We start from the raw sequence: 5,483 nt of genomic DNA, 5'->3' as shown, positions 1-5,483 counted from the left end.
AAGAACTGGTCACCAGCCCTTGGATTCACCAGNCCTTCGAAGAGTACGACTCGCTGCGGCCCGAAGGCCTGGAGCGCAAGCACGCGATCTGATCAAGCCCATCCGCGCGACCTCGGAAGTGATTCCGGGGCGTGGCGGAGCGTTGCGCTTCGGCGCTGCAGCCGGGCCCCGTGTGGTGAACACCACAACCATCCGACCTTGAACGCACAAAACAAAAAGGCCGGCACCATGTGCCAGCCTTCGAAGAAGAATTTCCGGGAAATTCTCGTTATTCTTGGTGCCCAGGAGAGGACTCGAACCTCCACGGAGTTACCCGCTAGTACCTGAAACTAGTGCGTCTACCAATTCCGCCACCTGGGCATTTCAGGATTTTGCCGCTCAAGAAGCAACTTGTTCAGTTGCCTCAAAAGCGAAAGATAGGACTATACCATTAAAACAAAACAGAACACAAGTACTTCGGCGCCGGCCGCCGCCTCTCTGGGCGATGTCGACGGTGTGGTGATGGGGCACCGCGATGGTCACGGCTTTGTCCGCCGTGACGATGGCGAAGGAGACATCTACCTGTCTCCCCAGGAGATGCGGGCGGTGCTGCACCGCGACCGCGTGCGGGTGCGCATCCAGCGGTTGGATCGCAGGGGGCGGCCCGAGGGCCGGGTGGTCGACATTCTCGAACGTCGCAAGGTGCCCATCATCGGCCGTCTGCTCTTCGAGAACGGCGTCTGGCTGGTGGCGCCCGAAGACCGGCGTTACGGCCAGGACATCCTGATCCCGAAGAACGGCATCGCCAACGCCTCCGTGGGGCAGGTGGTGGCGGTGGAGCTGACCGAGCCGGCTTCGATGTACTCCCAGCCCGTGGGGCGGGTCAGCGAGGTGCTGGGCGAGATCGACGATCCGGGCATGGAGATCGAGATCGCCGTGCGCAAGTACGAGGTGCCGCATCGCTTTTCGCCGGAGACCCTGTCCCAGGCGGCGGCCCTGCCCGAGAAGCTCAAGCCTGCCGACCTGAAGCAGCGCGTGGACCTGCGCGACGTGCCTTTCGTCACCATCGACGGCGAGGACGCACGCGACTTCGATGATGCGGTGTATTGCGAAGCCTACAGCAGTGGCCGCGGGGCCAATGCGACCAAGGGCTGGCGCCTGCTGGTGGCCATTGCCGACGTCTCCCACTACGTCAAGCCGGGCGAGCCGCTGGACCGTGATGCCTACGAGCGTGCCACGTCGGTGTACTTCCCGCGGCGGGTCATTCCCATGCTGCCGGAAAAGCTCTCCAACGGACTGTGCTCGCTGAACCCCGAGGTGGACCGGCTGACGATGGTGTGTGACATGCTGGTGAGCGACCTCGGCGAGGTGACGGCCTACCAGTTCTACCCTGGCGTGATCTGCTCGCACGCACGCCTGACCTATACCGAGGTGGCCGCGGCCTTGAGCAATACCCGCGGGCCGGAGGCCACGCGGCGTGCCGCCTTGCTGCCGCATCTGCTGCAGCTGCACGAGGTGTATCGGGCCCTGCTCAAATCCCGTGAGCGGCGCGGCGCGGTCGATTTCGACACGACCGAGACGCAGATTGTCTGCGACGAGAACGGCCGCATCGAGAAGATCGTGCCCCGGGTGCGCAACGACGCGCACCGGTTGATCGAGGAGGCCATGCTGGCGGCCAATGTCTGCGCGGCCGATTTCATCAACGTGCACCAGCACCCCTGCCTGTTCCGCGTGCACGAGGGCCCCACGCCCGAGAAGCGACTGGCCCTGCAGAACTACCTGAAGGCGCAGGGCATCGGCCTGTCCCTGAGCGAGGAGCCCACGCCGGCGGAGTTCCAGGCCATCGCCGAGGCGACCAAAGACCGGGTGGATGCCGCACAGATCCACACCATGCTGCTGCGGACCATGCAGCAGGCCCTCTACACCCCGGTCAACAGTGGCCACTTTGGGCTGGCCTACGAGGCCTATGCCCACTTCACCAGCCCCATCCGCCGCTATCCCGACCTGCTGGTGCACCGGGTGCTCAAGGCCCTCCTGGCGGGCAGGCACTACCACCTGGGCAAGGGGGAGCAGGGGCCGGCGCCGGCGCGCAAGAACGGCAAGCCCACCAAGGTCCAGTTGGTCGAGACCGAGCGCTGGGAGGCGGCCGGCCTGCATTGCAGTGCCAACGAGCGACGGGCGGACGAGGCCTCCCGCGATGTGGAGGCCTGGCTGAAGTGCCGCTACATGCGTGAGCGCCTGGGCGAAGAGTTCAGCGGCTCCGTGACGGCTGTGACCAGCTTCGGTGTCTTCGTGACGCTGGATTCGCTCTATGTCGAGGGCCTGGTCCACATCACCGAGCTGGGGGGCGAGTACTTCCGCTTCGACGAGGTGCGTCAGGAGCTGCGCGGCGAGCGCTCTGGCGTGCGCTACGCCATCGGCACCCGGGTGCGCATCCAGGTCAGCCGCGTCGATCTGGATGGTCGCCGGATCGACTTCCGCATGGTGCGTGATGGTGAAGAGCTGCGGTCCAGCACGGCGGGTCGCAAGAGCCCGGCGGCGCAGGGGGCTGCGCGCGGCAGCGGCAAGAAGGCCACCGAGGAGCTGGCGGAACTGGAGGCCGCCGATCGCGTGCACAAGCGTGCCACCAAGGCCGCCAGGAGCAAGTCGGGCCGCTCACCCCGCAAGGGGGAGGGGCGGGAGGCAGTCGCCTTGGCCAAGGGCGGCAATGAGGTGGCGAGGGGGGCGGGCGCAGGGCGCAAGAACGCCAGCAAGCGACGCTGAGTCCCCGCGCAGAGTTGTCTCCCCCGATCCGTCAGGCCTTGAGGGACAGCTCTCGGGCCATGGCGGCGATCAGGGTCTCGGCCAGGATGGGGCCATGGGGTTCGGGCAGGGCCTGTGTGGCCGCGCGGCCGTGCAGCCAGGCCGATGCCGCCGCCACCCGAGCGGCCAGCCCCACCTCGTCGTCCGCGGCAAGCTGGGCAGACCAGGCGGCACCCAGCCAGCCGGCCAGAATGTCCCCGCTGCCTGGGCAGGCCAGCCCGCCATGCCCGGTCGGGTTGAGCCAGCAGGCGCCCGAGGGCGTGGCGACCACCGTGCCCGAACCCTTGAGCAGGACGACGGCGCGCAGTTGCCTGGCCAGGGCCAGGGCATGGGCGATGCGGTCCGCCTGGATGTCTGCGCTGCTGCAGCCGGCCAGTCGTGCCGCCTCGAGGGGGTGGGGCGTCAGCACGGTGGCGAGTCCGCGGTCCGCCCGTGCGCGCAGGGCTTCCTGCAATCCCGGCTCGGCGGCCACAGCGTTCAGTCCATCGGCGTCCAGCACCAGCCGGCGAGCGCGGGCCAGGGCCTCCGGCAGCACCTGACGAACGGCGTCACCTCCCCCGCAACCGCACACCAGGGTGGCCGCCTCCAGCACGTCCGGCGCTTGCCAGCCGCTGGCGCGGCGGAACATCAGCTCTGGGTGCACCAGGTCGCAGTCCAGTGGTGGGGCGTCGTCCAGCAGGCTGACATAGACCCGTCCGGCGCCCCCGGCCAGGCCGGCCCGCCCGGCCAGCAGCGCGGCGCCGGTCATGCCGCGCGCGCCCGCCAGTACCCAGAGGTCACCGAAGCTGCCCTTGTGCTGGCCATGCCGCCGCAGGGGCCAGAGGGGCCGGGCGTCCTCTTCGCCGGTGATCCAGGCCGTCGCGGCGCGATGTCGGTCATCGGGATGGATGCCCAGATCGTCCCACCACAGGGCGCCGGCGAGATCCCGTCCGCGGCCGGTGAACAGGCCAGGCTTGAGGGTCAGCAGCGACAGGGTGGCCGTGGCCTGCACCACCGCCTCTCCGGTGGCCTGTCCGGTGTCGCCTTGCATGCCGCTGGGCAGGTCGACGGACAACACGGGGGCGGGCTGGGTGTTGCACCAGTGCGCGAGTTCGGCCAGCCGGCCTTTCAGGGGGCGGGTCTGCCCCTGCCCCAGCAGAGCATCGATCACCAGCCGGGGGGCTTCTGAGCTGGGGGGCGGCTCTTCCGCGAAGGAAACCCCGGCAGCCCGGGCGGCCTCCAGGGCCTGGCGGGCGTCAGTGGGCAGCCGCTCGGCCACCCCGGCCAGGATCACCCTCACGGCCGACCCTTGCTGATGGAGGTGGCGGGCGGCCACCAGGCCGTCGCCGCCATTGTTGCCGGGGCCGCAGAGGACCCAGAAGGTTCCCTGATGCGGGGCCAGGGCCAGGGCCAGTCGGGCGACGGCCAGGCCGGCCCGGGCCATCAGGGCGCCAGCCGCCGTCTGGGCCTGCAGGGCGCGCGCCTCGATGCTTCGTGAGGCCTCGGTGTCGTGTACCGGCAGTGCCGATCGGGGCGGCTGCGCCGAGGGAGACGCAAGAACGGGGAGGAGGGCCATGCCAGGAGTGTGGCCGGCGTTGGCTTGCTTGTCACCCTTGCGGGCTCACCAGCGCGTGCAGCCCAGCAGGTCCTGTCCCTCCAGCGCGGGCCGTCCTTCGAGCGCGTCGGCCAGCAGCTGCGCGCAGCCGCCGGCCACGGCGCTGCCCTGATCGCCATGCCCCAGGTTGAGCCAGAGCCCCGGCCAGGGGCTGGGGCCGACCACCGGGGCATCGTCGGGCAGTCTGGCCCGTGTGCCCTGCCAGGCCTGCGCTGGATTGCCATGTCCAGCCTCCGGGAACCAGCGTCCCAGCGCGGCATACATCCGCCGCTGGGTCGTCAGAGCCGGGCGCCCCTTGGCGTCGAGCTCGGCCCACGGATCGGTGATGCGAACCCGCTCACCCAGCCGTGACAGGGTCAGGCCGGTCTGGGCATCCGTGACGGCACCCCGGGGGGCTGGGTCGGGCATGGCTTCCGGCAGGTGCAGCGGCGCGGTCAGGGAACAGCCGGGCGCGGCCTGCAGGGGCCAGCGCAGGCCCTGGGCCTTGAGCCAGTGCATCGAGGCGGTGCCTGTGCAGAGCACCACGGCGTCGAACGGGGTGTCCACGCCGGCTTCGCCGTCCAGCCGCTTGGATCGCAGGCGCGTGGGGTGCCGCGTGTCGATCTCTTCCACCTCGGCGTTGAGGTGGAAGACGGCGCCCAGCTGCTGGGCGAGTCCCCTGAGCTGCTGCGTCAGCTGGCGGGTGTTCACCACCCGCACCTGAGGCAGCCAGAGACCGCCGGCGGCAGGGCGAGTCGCATGGATGGCTGGTTCCGCTATCGCCAGCTCCTCGGGGCCCAGGCATTGGTGGGGCAACCCCAGGCTGGACAGATGGGCGGCGTCGGCTTCTCTCAGCTTGAGGCTGCGTTCGTCCGGATGAAGGATCAGCCAGCCCCGTCGCTGTTCGAACTCCAGTCGGTGCTCAGCTTCCAGTTGCGCCAGCACTTGTTCCCCCAGATCGGCCAGTCGCACCAGCAACTGCTGGCGGGCCAGCCAGTCGGCCTGCTTGCGCGCACGGGCCTGCAGTCTGGCCTGGGGGCTCCAGGGGCTGCGATGCAGCCAGCGTGGATGGCGACTCAGGCTGGGCAACGCGGTCGGGCAGAGGAAGCGCGCGCCGGCGAAGCTCGCT

Annotated in this window: 3 protein-coding genes and 1 tRNA gene; 1 reads left to right on the top strand and 3 read right to left on the bottom strand. The window is 69.6% G+C overall.

The features are described 5' to 3' along the window. Nucleotides 1–275: 275 nt before the first annotated feature. A tRNA-Leu gene (locus tag I73_RS12955) sits at nucleotides 276–360 on the bottom strand. A 141-nt stretch (nucleotides 361–501) separates the two neighbouring features. On the opposite strand from I73_RS12955, the gene rnr reads away from it, so the two are divergent. Next, nucleotides 502–2,742, top strand: a complete 2,241-nt coding sequence (gene rnr, locus I73_RS27770) for a ribonuclease R (protein ID WP_234409501.1) — start codon at nucleotides 502–504, stop codon at nucleotides 2,740–2,742. A gap of 31 nt (nucleotides 2,743–2,773) precedes the next feature. On the opposite strand, the gene I73_RS27765 is transcribed toward rnr, so the two are convergent. Next, nucleotides 2,774–4,336 carry a bifunctional ADP-dependent NAD(P)H-hydrate dehydratase/NAD(P)H-hydrate epimerase gene (locus tag I73_RS27765; protein WP_022980998.1) on the bottom strand — a complete coding sequence of 521 codons (1,563 nt, stop codon included), beginning with the start codon at nucleotides 4,334–4,336 and terminating at the stop codon, nucleotides 2,774–2,776. Between the two features lie 45 nt (nucleotides 4,337–4,381). Continuing rightward, on the bottom strand, nucleotides 4,382–5,483 hold a 1,102-nt coding region (locus I73_RS30930; protein WP_022980997.1), incomplete at its 5' end, for an FAD-dependent oxidoreductase.

The organism is Ideonella sp. B508-1, from assembly GCF_000333615.1.
GTDB lineage: Bacteria > Pseudomonadota > Gammaproteobacteria > Burkholderiales > Burkholderiaceae_C > Ideonella.
The sequence above is the reverse complement of the archived record's forward strand: the minus strand, read 5'-3'. Positions and strand labels throughout refer to the sequence as shown.

What these genes read in the sequence shown, in the direction of transcription:
- I73_RS27765 (WP_022980998.1), bottom strand. Translation starts at nt 4,336, where the DNA reads ATGGCCCTCCTCCCCGTTCTTGCGTCTCCCTCGGCGCAGCCGCCCCGA.
- rnr (WP_234409501.1), top strand. Translation starts at nt 502, where the DNA reads ATGGGGCACCGCGATGGTCACGGCTTTGTCCGCCGTGACGATGGCGAA.